Raw genomic sequence first — 15357 nt, 5'->3', positions numbered from 1 at the left:
GCGTCAATCTGGAGTATAGCCTAACCGGACGTCAGGATGCAGCGGCGGTTTCTGTCAGGATAGGGTTATGGCAAGCATTTATTGACGCATGTTCCGCCGTGTCATAGAATTCAACCTGACATTTTGACCGGAGGCGGCGATGAAAGGCCAGAGGATCGGTTACGTCCGGGTGAGCACATTCGATCAGAATGTCGATCGCCAGTTGGACGGGCAGTCGCTCGACCGGATTTTCACCGACAAGGCATCGGGCAAGGACATCAACCGCCCCGAACTCGATGCCATGCTCGCCTTCGCCCGCGAGGGTGACACCGTCGTGGTCCACAGCATGGATCGATTGGCGCGTAATCTCGACGATCTGCGCAAACTGGTTCAGTCCCTCACCAAAAGAGGCGTCCGGATCGAGTTCGTGAAGGAAAGCCTGGCCTTCTCGGGCGAGGATTCCCCGATGGCCAACCTGATGCTCTCGGTCATGGGTGCGTTCGCCGAATTCGAGCGCGCCCTGATCCGGGAGCGGCAGCGCGAAGGCATTGCGGTCGCCAGACAACGCGGTGCTTATCGCGGGCGGAAACGTTCCCTCTCCGACGAAATGGTCGCCGAGCTGCACCGCCGTGTTGATGACGGCGAGCGCAAGGCCGTCATCGCCCGTGACCTGGGGATCAGTCGCGAAACCCTCTACCAGTATCTCCGCGCTGCCACCTGAGCCGGTTTCACCCAGCCTCGCTCACCCTTAGGCTTGTCTGATTGATACGACCAATGTCACGTCTCTTGAATTGCTTGAATCATATCAATGAGGATTGGAGGTCTCCTTCGTCAAACGAATGGCAAGAGCGCGACCGATTGCCGCTGCGGCGACTGGCTGGACGGCGCTTGGCGGAAATGGTGCAACCGAACTAGCATTGATCTCGCAAAGCGCATAGGAGCCATCGCTGATGGCTTCACCAGGGCGAAATAGGAAGTCGGCGTCCCAAAGAAGCGGAAGATCGTGGTCGACGATCGACAGCAACCTTTGCATCTCTGGAATCCAGCGATCCTCCATCGCTTTCCGTAAGGCTGCGAAGCGCGTCACCTCCGGTCCGAACATGGCGCGGCCCATCGGCTGTGGGGTTGACGACGTTGTATCAATGGCCGTTGGCGTCATCAGCGCAGTGATCAGGTTGTGCCCAAAGCCAACCACTCGGTGCCCGCACACGTAGCAGCGGACCATGCCCTCGGACGACTGCGGCTGATAAGCCTGATCGATCAGCACGCCGCCGTCGTTTAGAAACGGCACCCACCTTTCCAAGCACTCGGCTAGGCCCTGTTGACATAGTGGATTCCCAGCGGGTGTGATCTCTGATTCAAGGCTTCCTTTTTGGAGGTGGCTTTGGGTCGAGGCGACGTGTCGGACGAGGAATGGGCGGTCATCGGGGCGCTGCTTCCACCGGAGCGCGGCCGCAAGGCGCGGCCGTCGCATGACAACCGGCGGTTCCTGAACGGAATGCTGCACGTTCTGCGGGTAGGCTGCCCGTGGCGCGACATGCACGAGCGCTATGGCAAGTGGAACTCGGTCTACGTCCGGTTCCGGCGCTGGGCCGAGCAAGGCGTCTGGGACGCGATGCTGACGACGTTGGTCGATCTGGGGCTTACCGACGACTGGCAGCACATGATCGACAGCACGACCGTCCGCGGCCATTCTCAGGCAGCGGGCGCTAAAGGGGGACCTGCAAGGAGGGCTTTGGTCGAAGCCGCGGCGGCTTTACGAGCAAGATCCACGCCCGCTGTGACGGTCAGGGACGCCCTCTTGGCTTCGTCCTGACCGGGGGCGAGGTCTCGGATTACCGTGCCGTGCCAGCGCTGCTCGACATGCCCGTGCCCAAGCCTGACGCCTTGCTCGCCGACAAGGGCTATGATGGCGACGCCGTCCGCGAAGAGCTGCTGTGGCGCGGCATCCTGCCGATCATCCCGCCCAAGGCGAACCGCCGTAAGCCGGCGGCTTGCGACTTCCGGCGCTATCGGGACCGCAACCAGGTCGAGCGGCTGTTCAACCGCCTCAAGCAATCCCGCCGGATCGCCACGCGCTACGACAAAACCGCAACGTCCTTCCTCGGCTTCCTATGCCTCGCTTCCGCAAAGCTGTGGCTCACCCACTATGTCAACAGGGCCTAGGCTGATGCGCTCCGATTTGCTTCCTTGGCGGGCCTCTTGAACTTTCACCGACGTTTTCAAAGCCGGAGCGTTTCCCGCTTCGTCTAGTTGGACACGCCATACATTCCTGCCGCCGTTGCCGTAGTTCGGCTTCAGCACGCGCGGGCCTGCGGCAAGATGTTCGGGGAAACGAGCGCGAAGGCCTTCAGCGTCCACGTATCGATCGACATCGCTGCCCCATTCCATGGATCGCGTTGTGTAGAGCACTTCCTTGACGCCGATTTTGGCGATCACGTCAGGATGCGCGCTGACGACAACGCCGCACCCCGCGACTTCGCGCAGCATTGGATCGAGCTGCGAGCGGTCGCCTGAAATGTCCAACGGATTCACCCAGACCAGCACTGCGTCGCACGACAGCAGCTCGTCCCGAATCTCGCGAACCGCCTCGTCCCTGTACAGTACAGGCCTTGCGGTCGCCCCGAGCGCCCGCAAGGCCTGCATTATCGGCCACTGCCGGGCTTCATGAAAGCGATGCGTCCACTCGGCTGCTTTCCCACGCCAAAGAAGAGCGATGTTCGGGCCGGATGTCATTGTTGCATCTCCCCATCGGACCTGTCCCCTTTGTGGTCGCGAACTCAGGTGTCGCGCAGCAGTGGGTGTTAAGCCACGGCGGTCGGGTTCAGCCGCCGCCGCGCAAAGCCGCGGCATAGCGCCGGTCGACCACTTCCCAGTCGATGTTGCGGAAGAAGGCGTCGACATATTTGGCGGCGGCGGTGCCGTAATCCATGTGGAAACTGTGCTCGTACATATCGAGCGCGAGCAGCGGCACGCCGGCAATCGCACCGTGCATATGATCCCACGCCCAATGGTTGTGCAGCGAGCGCGTGTGGAGATTGTAGACGAGCACGCACCAGCCCGATCCGCCGGCAAGGCTCATCCCGGTACGGCGGAAGTCGGCTTCCCAGCGGTCGAACGAGCCGAACGCCGCGCCCAGCGCGTCGCGGATGGAACCGGCTGCCTGGCCGTTGCCGCCGAGCCCGTCGAAATAGACCTCATGGAGCACGACCGAGCCGGTGCGGTGCAGCTCCTCGCGCTTCAATCCGCCATAGACCACCGGCGGCAGGTCCGTGTCAGCGAGCGCGGCGGCAAGTCGTGTCTCGATCATATTCAGGGCCTTGACCGAGCCCGCATAATTGTTCTCGTGGTGCGATGTGATCAGCCTTTCGGAGAGGCCGTGAAGCCTGGCGGGATTGAACCTGAGCGGCTTGACCTGATGATTTCCGGCAAAGGCGGGGACAGCCGCCGGCGCTGCGGCCGGCGTCTGCGCAGAGGCTTCGTTGATAGTCATGGCGGCGGCTCCGATGCCAAGAGTTGCGATTGCACTGCGTCGGGAAAGATGGTCGATCGTCACGCGTCACTCCTTCAGATGATCATTACATATGCGGCCCCGAGGACCGAGCAGACGCCGAGCACCGGCAGCATGCCGGCCTTGAACCGGAACATGGCGAGTATCGCACCCACCGCGAGCGCCAGCGCCGGCCAGTTGACGGACGTTAGGACTGGGAGATCGATGGTGCCGGCTGCGAACGGCACTTCGCGGACTTGCTCGAACAGAGTGTGGATACCAAACCAGACCGCCAGATTGAGGATCACGCCGACCACTGCGGCGGTGATCGCCGAAAGCGCGGCCGACAATGCGCGGTTGCCGCGCAGCCGCTCGATGAATGGCGCGCCGGCGAAGATCCACAGGAAGCATGGCAGGAAGGTAACCCAGGTGGTGAGGATTGCGCCGAAGGTCGCGGCGACGAGCGGCGGCAGCCCGGTCGCTTCGCGGAAGGCCGCGAGGAAGCCGACGAACTGCGTCACCATGATCAGCGGCCCGGGCGTGGTCTCGGCCATGCCGAGCCCGTCGAGCATCTCGCCGGGCTGGAGCCAGCCATAGGTCTCGACTGCCTCCTGCGCGACATAGGCGAGCACCGCATAGGCGCCGCCGAAGGTCACCACCGCCATCTGGCTGAAGAAGGTGGCGATGCGGCTGAACACGTCGTCGGGGCCGAACGCGAACAGCAGCGCTGCGACCGGCCCGAGCCAGAGCAGCAGCAGGACGCCGGAGATGCGCAGCGACCAAGAGAGGTTCGGCCGGGCATGGTCGGGAAGGCCCTCGCCAAGAGCGGTGTCGCGGTCGTGGATTATCTCAGCGCCGGCGGGACCATGTCCGCCGCCGCCCTTGAATGCGGCGTAACCAGCGCGGCCACCGAAGAAGCCGATCAGCGCGGCGGCAAGCACGATCAGCGGGAAGGGCACGTCGAGCACGAAGATCGCGACGAACGCCAGCGCGGCAAAACCGCGCATGACGTTGTTCTTCAAGGCACGCGAACCCACCCGGACCACCGCCTGTAGCACCACCGCCAGCACGGCGGCCTTCAATCCGAAGAACAATCCCTCGACCAGCGCCACTTCGCCGAGCAGCACATAGACATAGCTGAGCCCTAAAATCGCGAGGAAGCCGGGCAGCACGAATAGCGCGCCCGCGACCAGGCCGCCCTTGGTCTTATGGAGCAACCAGCCAATATAGACAGCTAGCTGTTGCGCTTCAGGGCCGGGCAGCAGCATGCAATAGTTGAGCGCGTGGAGGAACCGCTCCTCGCCGATCCAGCGCTTCTCCTCGACCAGGATGCGATGCATCACCGCTATCTGGCCCGCCGGTCCGCCGAAGCTGAGCAGCGCGACCCTGATCCAGACGCGCACCGCCTCGCCAAAGCTGATGCCGTGCTCGTGCAGCGTCTCGACTGCGATTTCAGCGCGTGCGCTGGCCTCCATCTTTAGTCCTCTTTTCGCCGGGTGAAGTGAGCATAGAATCCGTCGAGCGCGGTCGATCCGCGCGCGATCCGCTCCTCGTCGTCGTCGGTGCCGGCACAGATGCCGGCGATAAGCGCGCTCACTCCCGGAGTTTCCGGGCGCTCGAACCGAGCATCGGCAATATCAAGGTCGTGAACAATTTCGCCGAGCGCCCGCAGCGCGGGGTCGGTCTCGAGACCGGTGAGGAACACCAAGGTCTCGAAGGAGCAGCGGTCGCCTTCGTGGGTGAACTCAGCGTCCGCCATGTCGAACCTCAGTTCGTCAGGCTCCGGCACATATCCTTTGCCCTCGACGAACTTGAAGCTCGCCTCGGGGTCGATGAAGCGGCGAATGAGCCAGGCGGACGCGATGCGATCGACATGGACATGGCGGCGCGTCACCCAAACGCGGCGCTTTAGCTCCGCCGGGGTCAGCTCGGGCGCACCGGGGCCGCTCACATCGGGATGTTGGTGAGAGCGGCGGTCCGCCTCGGTGATGGCGGCCTGTGCCGCCTGCCGACCATGCGCACCGAAAAAGTCGATCGCGGCGACCTCGTTCAGGCGTTTGCGCAGGCGGCCCACATCCGCCGCCGCGACATACTCGCCCTCACACAGCGCGCGCGCCTCGCGTGCCAACTCCTCATAGTCGGCGTCACGCGCAGCGTCGAACACTCCGCGCAGCTCCGCATCGCCCATGCCGCCGACAAGGCGCGCTTCGAGGATCAGCGCCTCGCCGCCATTTTCGGTGATCTCGCGATGCAGTTCTTCGAACAGCGCGCGCGTGTCCTCGCGATTGGGGAGCGCATGGACGGCGTTCTTGAGCGGCGCGGCCCCGATCGCCTGCAAACGCCGCCAGACCTTCACCCGCAAATAGGCAGGCTTAGCCGGAAGCTGCGGGATCAGGAGCAACCAAGGGGAAGCTTGTGTGTTTGTCATAGTTGTATCGTCACTAGCCTACAAGTGTAAGGGTTGCATCACAAGCCTCATGAGCATAGGACTGCTTATCCCGAAGAAAGAAACCGGAGCGCAATGTCGCGGCTCGCCGGCGGCGCGCTCGCATGACGTGAGGCTTTCCGTGTCGAGTGCGCTGATGAAGGATCAATTATGCTGAAAAAGACCATCGCCTTGGGATTCGCCAGCCTCCTGCTGGCAAGCCCGGCATGGGCAGCGCCGGACTGGTCGGCTGTCGACCGGGCGATAGGACGAGCGGGGGCCGAACAGCCGGGGGGCGTTCACCGCTACAGCTTCCCGCGTTCGGACCTGAGCGTCACGCTGGATGGGGTGACGATCAAGCCCTCCCTCGCGCTCGGCTCTTGGGCGGCGTTTCAGCCGATGGGCGACGAGGCGATGGTGATGGGCGATCTCGTGCTGACTCACGACGAGGTGAACCCCGTTTTGAGCCGCCTGCTCGCAAGCGGTTTTACGATCACCGCGCTCCACAATCACCTGCTCCGCTCTTCGCCTGCGACCATGTACATGCACATTGCCGGCCACGGCGACCCGGTGAAGCTCGCGGCCGCGCTCCGGCAAGCGCTATCAGCCAGTCGGACCCCGCTCGCCGCGCCGCAATCGCCTTCGGCCAGCGCAGCCGCATCGCGGCTCGACCTCGATGTGGCCGCGCTCAACCGGTTGATGGGCGGTGAGGGCAAGACGGCCGGTGGCATCCTCCAATACAGCTTTCCGCGCGCCGAGCGGCTGATGGACGGCGATATGGAGACTCCGCCGACGATGGGCACGGCGACCGCGATCAACTTTCAGCCAACCGGGGACGGCCGAGCCGCCATCACCGGCGATTTCGTACTTGTCGCAAACGAGGTCGATCCGGTCCTGCGCGTGCTGCGGACGAACGGGATCGAGGTCACGGCGCTGCATAATCATATGCTAAACGACGAGCCGCGGCTGTTCTTCATGCACTTCTGGGCCAACGACGACGCAGCCAAGCTCGCCCGTGGGCTGCGCGCGGCGCTCGACAGGATGAACAATCAGAGGAGTTGAACTCGGACGACGGCTCATTGGGCCGTAACCGCCGCCCGCCCGACCCCACGGCCCTTATGCAGGAAGTGGAATGGAACATGGCTAGCAAACGAACTCTCACTGTTGTCGCAGGCGTGGGCGCGGCCGCGCTGGCGATCGCGGGCGTGGCGATCGCGCAAAACCACGAGGCGAACGAAAACCGGATAATCGGCAAGCACAGCGAACGAGACATCCCGCTTGCTCAGGTGCCCGAGGCCGCGATGAACGCGGCACGCGCGCAACTCGCGTCAATAAGCAAAGCGGAGCAAGTCACCCGAAAGGCGGACGGAAGCACGCTCTATGAAATCAAGGGCAAGAACAGCGACGGAAAGACGATCGAACTGTTCGTCACGCCCGAAGGCCAGGTGCTCGGCCGCGAATGATGGATCAGCACGGGGCGCCGGCCGTCGAGGGCCGTGCGCCCCTTCCGAAATGATACTGCGGAATAGGAGACGAAAATGCGGCCAAGGCGATGGATATTGTTATGCGCCGCTTTGGCCGCCCTGCCTGATAGTGCGATCGGCCAAACCGAACCCGCGTCGGCGACGGGCTCGGCGTTGTTCGTAAGCTGTCAAGCGAATGAGCCGCGATGCGGCGCTTACCTCCAAGGCGTGCTCGACATGATGATCGTCGCGCGAAAAGCGGAATGCCGCGCTCCACGCTATGACCGATCGGCGCTGCGCGCGGCATATTTACGCTGGGCGGAGCAGAATAGCTATTTTATGAGTGTTCATATGGTGGCCGGAGCTGAACGCTCGTTAGCGAAGGCTTGGCCATGTCAGTAGCATCGTACCCCGCGGCGTAGCCTGCCCGGCGGCTGCCTTGAGGGCAGGCGGAGCGTCCGCCTGGCGGTGAATTCCGCCAGCTCAACGATCCCATGTCGCGCCTCAAGCTCGCTAATTAGCCGATGTTCGCATTATGTCTGCCAAATCGTTGTCTGGCGCACAAACCTTGAGGTGACGCCTGGTGCGGGCTCCTGAGACCGCCATCCAGCCCAAAGCAGTTCTGACGCCAGTATCCGCTGAAGTGCCGGCGGCAGAGCCCACGATCTAATGATTAGAGAGCGCTGTCCATACTGGCAGCGCTCTCTAACGTCACCTCGATGAACTCTTCTCGATCCAATAAACCGGTAGGTGGCTCTGGGTTGCCTATTAATTACCGGTTTAGCGATTGAGCTGAGCCACCCCCGATGACCACAGGGGGCTAGAGTTCGCATCTGGCCGCTTCGTGCCTCTTCATAACGGACCTTGACGCAACTCCAAACCGTCACACAGATTGTTCCTTCGTCATAGATTATTTGAGGCATTATGGCTTTCTCAGCATTCCTGACCGATATCTCAGGTGAGAATGGTGTTTCACCAGATCGCCTGTCTGCAGCGTTGCGGATCACCAAGTCTGAGCTTGCTGCGACAGCTGGCCTGTCGCGCGATGCCCTCTCCAGGAAGTCCCGTCATGGCAACGTATCCACTCAGGCACGCCTCCGTGAGATGAGCGAGATTATCAATCGGGTGATTCCTTGGGCGGGCAGCCAACTGGCTGCCTATGCCTGGTATTGCTCGCAGCCATTGCCTTCACTAGCCGACGTAACCGCGGAGGAACTGGTCCGGCAGGGCAGGGCAGAACTCGTACGCGATTATCTCAATCGTATCGCGCAAGGCGGCTTTGCTTAATTCTGCCGTGTACATCGTTAGAAGGAGGTCTATCACGCACGCCGGCACCACGATCCAGCGGCCGCTCGCCGCCACCGTAATTTCTGCCTCTAATGAAGAATTCCTGAGCCTGAGAATGCTGGTTGATACACGCTCGAATGCGACGATGCTGCTTCAGGCAGCGGCTTCGCGCAAGGAAGTTCACTCGCAGCATCGACGTTGGCAAGGGCACACTACTTAACTGGGGGCATGGGCGCCAACGTCTTACTAGCCCTCTCGCGGTACTTCGCCTGAGCGTCGAGACATCGTGTCCATTTTTCCGGCGAGTGATGGCGCCTTGTGGGGCGTTTTATTAACTATGCCCTTCAAGGTGGGTTAAGCCTTCTTGCCGTCGCCCCGCTGCCGCGCCCAATATTGAAAGACCACCCCTCCACCCAAACCAAAAGGCTCCTGAGTTCGGTTTACCTAAGCGCGAGCATAACATCCGGGTCCGATCAAGATTGGGCGAAGGCTAGAAGCGCTTCGTAATCGTGGCCGTCAGCGGCCCTCAGCGCCGCGACATACTGAGCGCGTGTGTCTTCGACATCGACCAGATTGACGCTTCCCCAGGTAAACGGCGGCTGCCCGAGCTGCTCCGCCAATATATCGCCGATCAGCCGGGAGAACCGGCCATTGCCGTTTGGGAATGGATGAATCGCCACAATTCTGTGGCTGAAGCGAACTGCGATCTCGTCCGGCGTATAGGTGCTGTTTTCACGCCAGTAGCGCGCATCGTCAACCGCCTGCCGGACTTCCATTCCGATGCGGTAGGCATCCACCCCGATATTGCGCGGCGTGCGGCGATACTGCCCGGCCCAGCGCCACACATCGCCGAACATGCGGCGATGAAGCTCGCTTAGGAAATCAGAGTCGAGAACGTCGCGGCGACCGCTGTACGCCCAGCCCATGCCATCGCCGATATTGATCTGTTCTGCCTCGTTCAGTTCATACCGGAAGGTGATATAGGACGGTATCAGTTGCTCCCGCTCCTCGGCATCGAGCGGCGCGTTCACTTCATCATCTTCGAAAAGCGGATCACCGGTCACGCTTTTATTGCTCCCATAACCGACGCAGCGAACCTGTCAGATGCCGGTCGATGATACGCTGCTTCTCCTCATCGATATCGGCGCGCCGGAGCGCCTGATTCTCCAGCTTCATCGTATGATCCAGACGCGCCAGCTCGCGGTGCGCCTTCTCCTGAGCGCGATCCCGTAAAATGTCTTCGAGCGGCTTTACGGGCACGAAGGCGTAGACAAAGGTGCAGTTCATGGCCTCCGCCGCTGCGCGAAGTGTCTGGATGGTCGTGGCCCCCGTTACCTCGGCCTTTTCAATCGTTGGAACGCGGGAGCGCGACACGCCCATACGCGTCGCTAGCTGGCGTGTGCTCATCCCCAACGCTTCTCGGATCGCCTTCATCCAGCCGCGGGGTGGCGCAATCAGCTCCGCTTCGCGGAGCATGGCAAGGCGCTTATCCAGATGCTTTCTGGCAACGGCTTGCCGTCTATCGCTCATTTGTATGTATCCTGTCCGGCATCTCAGTGACATATATATATGAGCGTAACACGTTACAGCTCTCGCTTTGCAAGCGCTTTTTTGAATTCAGCAAATTAGCCTGACCGTTGAGATCGCGCGCGGTAGCGGACCGGGATCAGATGCGCGCGCCTCAAGGGTTTCATCGAAATGGCCCAAGTCGGGCCGGAAGCGGAAAGGCAGCTTTTATATCTTTGAGCGGATTAAGCGGACAGCGACTGCTGACCGAATCGCAAGCCGGTGCATTAGAGAATGGTCTGGAGAAACCCCTCTTGGCATAGACTTTTGCCGTCGTTGAAACGCCCCTGCAGGACAGCCAACACGGAGCCGAGAGCCACAAACTAAATCGGTTTACTATTTAGCGCGCCTTTCCTACCATCCGGAGATGGCGAGAGAAACCTTTACGATTGAGGGCGCAGGCGCGATTTCTCTTACAGCCGAGGCTGAGGGGGATGCCTACGCTAAACCCGTCCTTCTTGCGCACGGCGGCGGGCAGACACGGCGCGCGTGGAGAAGGGTGGTCAGCGAGCTGGCTCAAGCCGGCTTTCGCGCAATCGCCTTCGACATGCGCGGTCACGGAGACAGCGATTGGTCGCCATGCGGAGCTTATGAAATGCGCGACTTCGCGGCGGATCTGGTCGCTGCAGCGTCGCGCCTGGACCAGAAGCCAGCGCTGGTCGGCGCTTCACTGGGCGGGCTCGCTGGACTGATTGCCGCAGGGGAGCTTGCTCCAGGTAGCTTTGCTTCACTCACATTGGTCGACATTGCCCCGCGCATGGAGCCCAGCGGTGTGATGCGCGTGGTTGGTTTCATGGAAGAGCATGTCGATAGCGGCTTCGCCTCACCAGAGGAGGCGGCCGACGTGATCGCTCGCTACATGCCGCATCGTCCCAAGCGGGGCGCGAGCGATGGTCTGAAAAACTATCTGCGGCAGAAGTCGGATGGGCGCTTCTATTGGCACTGGGACCCGGTGTTTATCCGTAATATAATGGCGGCCAGACAAGGCGACCCAGACAACCAGGAACGTCAATCGGCAATGCTGAGCCAAGCTGCGGCGAAACTCACGCTTCCGCTTCACCTCATCCGAGGCGCCTCTAGCGATCTTGTTTCCGAAGAGGCCGTTTTGCATCTGCGGCAACTCGCCCCCCATGCAGAATACACGGACATCGCCGATGCCACGCATATGGTCGTGGGCGATGCGAACGACGCCTTTTCCGCCGCTATCGTCGATTTCCTAGGGCGCCATCACTCATCCGATACAACTCACCCACATGGGACGAGGGAGCTATGATCGATCGAGAGCGCTTGCAGGAAATGCTGCATATCGCGCCGTTTCACCGATGGCTTGGGCTGGAGATTGCGACATGCTCCGACCAGGGAATCGCGATCACCATGCCATGGCGCGAAGAGATCGTGTCGAACCCTATGATTGGGTCGGCGCATGGAGGGATCCTGGCTTCACTGGTCGACCTCACCGGGCTTTGTACTCTGCTCGCCGGGGGCGTCGCGGCGAGAGCGACGGCCGATCTGCATGTCGATTACCACCGTCCTGCAACCTCAGGACCTCTCACTTCTCACGGACAGATCGTGAAAATCGGGCGACAGATTTCGGTGGCGGAAACCCGGGTTCTCGAGCCCGACGGCAAGTTGGTCGCCAGCGGCAGGGGCGCCTACTTCTCGTCAACCGGATCAATTGATCAGCGCGGCGGGACTATTGATCTCGAACAGGCTCTTGCCACCCAAGGCCCAGCGACTTCTGCAGCGCAATCCACGACAGCGTAAGGGCGCCTTTTGCCCGGACGAGGTCTGCTGAGGCCTGCTGCTGTTCTCGCAGGGCCTGGTTGAGGTCAGCCTTCGAGATCGCTCCTGCGGCAAAACGTTGGCGGTTCAGGTCCGCCGCGCCGTCAGCCTGCTTCTTGATTTGCATACTGGCAGCGAGCGCAACACGCTGCTGGCCGAAGCGAGCCAAGGCACGTTCGGCGTCTTGCAGTGCCAGAAGCACCGTCTGCTGGTAATTGGCGACTGCTTCGTTGCGCGCCGCCCCGGCTTGGTCGATCGCAGCGTCTACCCTGCCGAAATCCAGAAAATTCCACTGGAGGCGCGGGATCGCGAGTGCGGAGAAATCGCCGACATCGACAACGTCGTCCAACGAGGATCCGCCGAGGCCCAGGATCCCCGTGAAGGACAATTTCGGGAACCGCGCCGCCTCGGCCACCCCGATCCGCGCCGTCGACGCGGCAAGAGACCGTTCGGCCGCCCTTATGTCAGGCCGACGCGCCACCAGGCTTGCCGGATCGCCGATCGCGACCTGCTCTGGCGGCATGGGAATGGAATGCGCAGTCGTGAGCGCTGCATCAACTGATCCCGGCACCTGTCCGGTCAGTATAGCGAGTGCATCAGACAGGACTGCGATATCCGCTTCAGCTTCGGCAAGTTGTGACTTGAGCATCTCCAGTTCGGCATTCGCGGTGCCTACCGGGAAAAGCGGCAATGCACCGCGCTGATAGCGTTGGTATGTCAGCGCCAGGATCTCTTCCTGCAACGAAATCTGCGCCTCAAATTGCTCTGCGCGGAATTGGGCCTCCCGCAAATTGACGTAGGTGCTGGCCACTTGGGCAGTCAACTGGACCTTTGCGTCCTCTGCATTGGCCACCGTTGCAGCAGCTTGGGCATTGCTGGCTTCAATGCGCCTGCGCGAGCCACCGGCGAACTCCAGCTCCCAGTTGGCGTTAAGGCCCACATTGAAAAAGCTGAGCGAGTCATCGGTTTCTGCGTCGGAATTGGTTTGCTCTGACGGGGGGGGCGCCCCGCCTTGAATGTCGAGACCAGGAAGCCGGCCCTGCACGGTGCTGGCCTGTGCCCCAAGCGATGGCATTCGACCCGCACGGTCTTGCCTGATGGATGCCCGTGCCTGGGCAATGCGCGCCTGCGCTGCGGCGAGCGAAGGGTTGCCGGACAGCGCAGCCTCCACCAGCCGCGTCAACTCGGGATCGCCGAGCAGCAGCCACCATTGAGCGACAACCGGATCAGATGCGCTCACATCACTGCCAGCGCGCACAAAGCGAGTGCCCGTGTCTGCTGACACAACTTCCGGGGGGCCTGCATAATCGGGCCCTGCCGTGCATCCAGCTAGCAAGGCGATAGTGATAATCGGAGGTAGCAAGTGGCGCATAATCTCGGGCTCAGTGCATCGAAAGGGAGACATTTTCCGGAAGCGGCTTGAGGAACAGAACAAGCGGGACCGTCGCGAGTGTGAGAAGTCCCATCACCAGAAAGACATCATTGTAGGTCATGATGAACGCTTCGCGCTGGAGAGTGCCGCCGAGTGCCGCCATCGCTCGTTCCATATCGCCCAAGCTTCGCGCCAGTCCGTCGAGATAGGTCTGCAGCGAAACGCTGTTCGCATTCAGCGTTTCTTCCATGCGCCTCGTATGGTGCCAAATTCGCTGGTCCTGGAACGAAGCGAGGGCCGAGAGGGCGAATGATCCGCCAAGATTGCGGGCCGCGTTGAAAATGCCCGAGGCATCGCCCGCGTCTTCCTTGGCCACCGACGCAACCGTTGCCTGATTCAGGAACATCATCGCAAGTATCATTCCGGCCCCGCGGATAAGCTGACTTTCAGTGAAGACAGCGCCGCCGGATTCGGCGGTCAGACTCGTGCTGACAAAGCAGCTGATCGCCATCAGCAGCATTCCGGTGCCGACGGCAATGCGGATGTCCACCTTGCGGATCATCAGGGGCAGAACCGGCATCAGGAGAAAGGCCGGGACACCCATCCAGAAGATGACCAGTCCCGTCTGAAAAGCATTATAGTCAGAGATGATCGCCAGAAACTGCGGAATGACATAGGTCGAACCATACATCACCATGCCCAGGGCGAGCGCCATGATCGCGACGCTGGCGAACTGTCGATTGAACAGGAGCTGCAACTTCAAGACTGGCTTGCGTGCCTTCACCTGTCCGTAAATCAAACAGGCAAAGCCGATAATGGTCACCACCGTTAGCCAGCGAATGAGTGAGGACTCGAACCATTCCTCACGGTGCCCTTCCTCGAGTACAACAGTCAGACCGCCCAGTCCGAGGATCAGCCCGAGAATGCCAGCCCAATCGGCGTCCGTGAGATATTCCCACTTGGGCTTCTCGTGAGGCAGCCCGATAAACAGCAAGAGCAGCAGGATTGCGCAGACTGGCACATTGACGAAAAAGGCATAGTGCCAGCTCAGGTTCTCGGTCAGCCAGCCGCCGATCAATGGCCCCATCACGGGGCCAAGAACCACAGTCATGCCGAACAGGGCCATTCCGATTGGCTGTTGGTGCGGCGGTAATCGTTTAGCCACAATAGTCATTGCGGTCGGAATGAGGACTCCGCCCGTGAATCCCTGACCCGTTCGGCCGATGATCATGGTCGTAAGGTCGGTTGCAATCCCGCATAGCACCGAAAATGCGGTGAACGCGCTAACCGCGATGATGAGGAGGGTTCGCAGACCGAACAGCCGTTCGAGCCAAGCGCTCAGCGGAATGACGACGATTTCAGCAACGAGAAATGACGTAGCAATCCAGGTGCCTTCGGCGCCTGTGGCACCGATCTCGCCCTGAATGACGGGGAGTGCGGAATTGACGATTGATATGTCCAGCGTCGCGAGCATGGCGCCAAGCGCGCCCGCGGCCACAGCGACCCAGGCAGTCACGTCTGCGTTCTTTCGGCCCCCGGCCGGCCCGATCGAAGTGTCCTGCGCTGCCAGTATCTCGGTCATTGAGTCCGACTCGAGATCTCTTCCAATTCGCCGGCAGCATTCCGGGTGTCGACCGTAGCCACTACCGACATGCCGGGAACGAGCAGACGCCGCACTTCAGGGGGAGCATCGATACCGATGCGGACGGGTATCCGTTGAACGATCTTGGTAAAGTTGCCGGTGGCATTTTCGGGGGGGAGGATGGAAAATTCCGCGCCCGTTCCCGGCGATATGCTGACCACTCGTCCCGCGATCTCAAGGTCGGGTAGGGCGTCAACTTCGAGCCTGACGCTTTGGCCGGCCCGGATCAGGCCGACCTGCGTTTCCTTGAAGTTTGCCGTCACGTAGATCGCCCTCACCGGAACCACCGTCATCAAACGTTGACCCGGTTGCACGAACTGGCCCACCCTCACCGAGAGATCGCCGACGCGT

At 61.4% G+C, this 15357-nt stretch carries 16 protein-coding genes and 2 pseudogenes; 8 read left to right on the top strand and 10 right to left on the bottom strand.

The window, feature by feature from the left end:
• Positions 1–139 precede the first annotated feature (139 nt).
• A complete protein-coding gene (locus C725_RS13845; RefSeq protein WP_017184234.1) occupies positions 140–700 on the top strand; it encodes a recombinase family protein in 561 nt (186 codons plus the stop codon).
• An 84-nt stretch (positions 701–784) separates the two neighbouring features.
• On the opposite strand, the gene C725_RS13840 is transcribed toward C725_RS13845, so the two are convergent.
• Positions 785–1246: a Cj0069 family protein gene (locus tag C725_RS13840; protein ID WP_149864700.1), complete on the bottom strand. Its 462-nt coding sequence runs from the start codon at positions 1244–1246 to the stop codon at positions 785–787.
• 117 nt (positions 1247–1363) lie between these two features.
• Here C725_RS13840 and C725_RS16905 point away from each other — a divergent pair.
• Positions 1364–2145, top strand: a pseudogene (locus tag C725_RS16905) (IS5 family transposase).
• On the opposite strand, the gene C725_RS16285 reads toward C725_RS16905, so the two are convergent.
• The 4 genes from C725_RS16285 to C725_RS13810 all read right to left on the bottom strand — a co-directional run bounded on the left by C725_RS16285 (position 2092) and on the right by C725_RS13810 (position 5897).
• Positions 2092–2715, bottom strand: coding sequence for a Cj0069 family protein (locus C725_RS16285; RefSeq protein ID WP_160165733.1), 624 nt, complete (start codon positions 2713–2715; stop codon positions 2092–2094). The pseudogene C725_RS16905 and the gene C725_RS16285 sit on opposite strands and share 54 nt — an antisense overlap.
• 88 nt (positions 2716–2803) lie before the next feature.
• Entirely contained in the window at positions 2804–3535 is a 732-nt protein-coding gene (locus tag C725_RS13820; RefSeq protein ID WP_008603800.1) for a superoxide dismutase, read from the bottom strand.
• An 11-nt stretch (positions 3536–3546) separates the two neighbouring features.
• Positions 3547–4944 (bottom strand): chromate efflux transporter, encoded by a 1398-nt coding sequence (chrA, locus tag C725_RS13815; protein ID WP_008603799.1) that lies wholly within the window; start codon positions 4942–4944, stop codon positions 3547–3549.
• 2 nt (positions 4945–4946) lie between these two features.
• On the bottom strand, positions 4947–5897 hold the full coding sequence (locus tag C725_RS13810; protein WP_025160483.1) for a chromate resistance protein ChrB domain-containing protein: 951 nt from the start codon (positions 5895–5897) through the stop codon (positions 4947–4949).
• 168 nt (positions 5898–6065) lie between these two features.
• Between C725_RS13810 and C725_RS13805 the strand changes: the two genes are divergently transcribed.
• The 4 genes from C725_RS13805 to C725_RS15940 all read left to right on the top strand — a co-directional run bounded on the left by C725_RS13805 (position 6066) and on the right by C725_RS15940 (position 8644).
• The gene (locus C725_RS13805) at positions 6066–6956 is read left to right on the top strand and encodes a DUF1259 domain-containing protein (protein WP_008603797.1); all 891 of its coding nucleotides are present in this window, start codon (positions 6066–6068) and stop codon (positions 6954–6956) included.
• Positions 6957–7033: 77 nt separating this feature from the next.
• Positions 7034–7357, top strand: a complete 324-nt coding sequence (locus C725_RS13800) for a PepSY domain-containing protein (RefSeq protein ID WP_202408384.1) — start codon at positions 7034–7036, stop codon at positions 7355–7357.
• Positions 7358–7432: 75 nt separating this feature from the next.
• Positions 7433–7759, top strand: coding sequence for a Rap1a/Tai family immunity protein (locus C725_RS16970; protein ID WP_223178489.1), 327 nt, complete (start codon positions 7433–7435; stop codon positions 7757–7759).
• Positions 7760–8281: 522 nt separating this feature from the next.
• Positions 8282–8644, top strand: a complete 363-nt coding sequence (locus tag C725_RS15940; protein ID WP_078056307.1) for an antitoxin Xre/MbcA/ParS toxin-binding domain-containing protein — start codon at positions 8282–8284, stop codon at positions 8642–8644.
• 473 nt (positions 8645–9117) lie between these two features.
• Here the strand turns inward: C725_RS15940 and C725_RS13795 are convergent, their stop codons facing one another.
• Positions 9118–9708 (bottom strand): mobile mystery protein B, encoded by a 591-nt coding sequence (locus C725_RS13795; protein ID WP_008603794.1) that lies wholly within the window; start codon positions 9706–9708, stop codon positions 9118–9120.
• Between the two features lie 4 nt (positions 9709–9712).
• The gene (locus C725_RS13790) at positions 9713–10174 is read right to left on the bottom strand and encodes a mobile mystery protein A (protein ID WP_038283500.1); all 462 of its coding nucleotides are present in this window, start codon (positions 10172–10174) and stop codon (positions 9713–9715) included.
• Positions 10175–10577: 403 nt separating this feature from the next.
• On the opposite strand from C725_RS13790, the gene C725_RS13785 reads away from it, so the two are divergent.
• A complete protein-coding gene (locus C725_RS13785; RefSeq protein ID WP_038283498.1) occupies positions 10578–11483 on the top strand; it encodes an alpha/beta fold hydrolase in 906 nt (301 codons plus the stop codon).
• Complete coding sequence (locus C725_RS15935; protein ID WP_078056306.1) at positions 11480–11974, top strand: hotdog fold thioesterase; 495 nt, start codon at positions 11480–11482, stop codon at positions 11972–11974. The genes C725_RS13785 and C725_RS15935 overlap by 4 nt, the downstream gene beginning before the upstream one ends.
• Here the strand turns inward: C725_RS15935 and C725_RS13780 are convergent.
• From C725_RS13780 to C725_RS13770, 3 genes and pseudogenes are all read right to left on the bottom strand, one after another.
• Positions 11904–13364, bottom strand: coding sequence for an efflux transporter outer membrane subunit (locus C725_RS13780; protein ID WP_038283496.1), 1461 nt, complete (start codon positions 13362–13364; stop codon positions 11904–11906). The genes C725_RS15935 and C725_RS13780 overlap by 71 nt on opposite strands.
• A 10-nt stretch (positions 13365–13374) precedes the next feature.
• Positions 13375–14946 (bottom strand): MDR family MFS transporter, encoded by a 1572-nt coding sequence (locus C725_RS13775; protein WP_051051456.1) that lies wholly within the window; start codon positions 14944–14946, stop codon positions 13375–13377.
• Positions 14943–15357: pseudogene (locus C725_RS13770) on the bottom strand (HlyD family secretion protein); the annotation flags it as partial. The pseudogene C725_RS13770 and the gene C725_RS13775, both read right to left, overlap by 4 nt.

Source organism: Pacificimonas flava (assembly GCF_000342165.1).
Classification (GTDB): domain Bacteria; phylum Pseudomonadota; class Alphaproteobacteria; order Sphingomonadales; family Sphingomonadaceae; genus Pacificimonas; species Pacificimonas flava.
Note: the sequence above shows the minus strand (reverse complement) of the source record. Positions and strands in the feature narration are given on the sequence as shown.

Coding starts and splice junctions, on each gene's coding strand:
- C725_RS15940 (WP_078056307.1), top strand. CDS start 8,282: ATGGCTTTCTCAGCATTCCTGACCGATATCTCAGGTGAGAATGGTGTT.
- C725_RS16970 (WP_223178489.1), top strand. CDS start 7,433: ATGCGGCCAAGGCGATGGATATTGTTATGCGCCGCTTTGGCCGCCCTG.
- C725_RS15935 (WP_078056306.1), top strand. CDS start 11,480: ATGATCGATCGAGAGCGCTTGCAGGAAATGCTGCATATCGCGCCGTTT.
- C725_RS13780 (WP_038283496.1), bottom strand. CDS start 13,364: ATGCGCCACTTGCTACCTCCGATTATCACTATCGCCTTGCTAGCTGGA.
- C725_RS13845 (WP_017184234.1), top strand. CDS start 140: ATGAAAGGCCAGAGGATCGGTTACGTCCGGGTGAGCACATTCGATCAG.
- C725_RS13785 (WP_038283498.1), top strand. CDS start 10,578: ATGGCGAGAGAAACCTTTACGATTGAGGGCGCAGGCGCGATTTCTCTT.
- C725_RS16285 (WP_160165733.1), bottom strand. CDS start 2,715: ATGACATCCGGCCCGAACATCGCTCTTCTTTGGCGTGGGAAAGCAGCC.
- C725_RS13790 (WP_038283500.1), bottom strand. CDS start 10,174: ATGAGCGATAGACGGCAAGCCGTTGCCAGAAAGCATCTGGATAAGCGC.
- C725_RS13810 (WP_025160483.1), bottom strand. CDS start 5,897: ATGACAAACACACAAGCTTCCCCTTGGTTGCTCCTGATCCCGCAGCTT.
- C725_RS13775 (WP_051051456.1), bottom strand. CDS start 14,946: ATGACCGAGATACTGGCAGCGCAGGACACTTCGATCGGGCCGGCCGGG.
- chrA (WP_008603799.1), bottom strand. CDS start 4,944: ATGGAGGCCAGCGCACGCGCTGAAATCGCAGTCGAGACGCTGCACGAG.
- C725_RS13800 (WP_202408384.1), top strand. CDS start 7,034: ATGGCTAGCAAACGAACTCTCACTGTTGTCGCAGGCGTGGGCGCGGCC.
- C725_RS13805 (WP_008603797.1), top strand. CDS start 6,066: ATGCTGAAAAAGACCATCGCCTTGGGATTCGCCAGCCTCCTGCTGGCA.